This is a genomic window from Salinimonas chungwhensis DSM 16280, from assembly GCF_000378185.1.
Classification (GTDB): Bacteria; Pseudomonadota; Gammaproteobacteria; order Enterobacterales; family Alteromonadaceae; genus Alteromonas; species Alteromonas chungwhensis.
Genome location: NZ_KB899405.1, coordinates 1 through 1,468 on the forward strand (window position 1 = coordinate 1; position 1,468 = coordinate 1,468).

General features: G+C 52.0%; 1 rRNA gene. It reads left to right on the top strand.

Annotated elements, in window-relative coordinates:
* A 23S ribosomal RNA gene (locus F458_RS0118760) occupies positions 1-1,453 on the top strand; the annotation flags it as partial.
* Between the last annotated feature and the right edge of the window lie 15 nt (positions 1,454-1,468).

The following is a 1,468-nucleotide window of genomic DNA, read 5'->3' on the forward strand; positions in this document are numbered from 1 at the left end:
GCCTGGCGTTGGTAGCCCAGGTGAAAGTGAGTAGGCTGAAGAGTTAGGTAAATCCGGCTCTTTAAGGTCGAGACACGAGACGAGCTCCCAAGGGAGTGAAGTTGTTGATGCCCTGCTTCCAGGAAAAGCTTCTAAACGTATGATTATATGAACCGTACCCCAAACCGACACAGGTGGTCAGGTAGAGAATACTAAGGCGCTTGAGAGAACTCGGGTGAAGGAACTCGGCAAAATAGTACCGTAACTTCGGGAGAAGGTACGCCACCGGTGGTGAACGCTTTACGCGGTAAGCTATTGGTGGCCGCAGTGACCAGGTGGCTGGGACTGTTTATTAAAAACACAGCACTCTGCAAACTCGAAAGAGGACGTATAGGGTGTGACACCTGCCCGGTGCCGGAAGGTTAATTGATGGGATTAGCGTAAGCGAAGTTCTTGATCGAAGCCCCGGTAAACGGCGGCCGTAACTATAACGGTCCTAAGGTAGCGAAATTCCTTGTCGGGTAAGTTCCGACCTGCACGAATGGTGTAACCATGGCCACGCTGTCTCCACCCGAGACTCAGTGAAATTGAAATCGCAGTGAAGATGCTGTGTACCCGCACCTAGACGGAAAGACCCCGTGAACCTTTACTACAGCTTGGCACTGAACATTGAACCTACTTGTGTAGGATAGGTGGGAGGCTTTGAATTGCAGACGCCAGTTTGCATGGAGCCGTCCTTGAAATACCACCCTGGTATGTTTGATGTTCTAACATAGGTCCCTTATCGGGATTGTGGACAGTGTCTGGTGGGTAGTTTGACTGGGGCGGTCTCCTCCCAAATAGTAACGGAGGAGCACGAAGGTTAGCTAATCACGGTCGGACATCGTGAGGTTAGTGCAATGGCATAAGCTAGCTTAACTGCGAGACAGACACGTCGAGCAGGTACGAAAGTAGGTCATAGTGATCCGGTGGTTCTGTATGGAAGGGCCATCGCTCAACGGATAAAAGGTACTCCGGGGATAACAGGCTGATACCGCCCAAGAGTTCATATCGACGGCGGTGTTTGGCACCTCGATGTCGGCTCATCACATCCTGGGGCTGAAGTCGGTCCCAAGGGTATGGCTGTTCGCCATTTAAAGTGGTACGCGAGCTGGGTTTAGAACGTCGTGAGACAGTTCGGTCCCTATCTGGTGTGGGCGTTGGATGATTGAGGGGAGCTGCTCCTAGTACGAGAGGACCGGAGTGGACGAACCGCTGGTGTTCGGGTTGTGATGCCAATTGCATTGCCCGGTAGCTACGTTCGGAATCGATAACCGCTGAAAGCATCTAAGCGGGAAGCGAGCCCCGAGATGAGTCATCCCTGACTTTTAAAGTCCGGAAGGGTTGTCTAAGACTAAGACGTTGATAGGCAGGGTGTGGAAGCGTTGTAAGGCGTTAAGCTAACCTGTACTAATTGCCCGAGAGGCTTAACCATACAACCCAAAGCGGC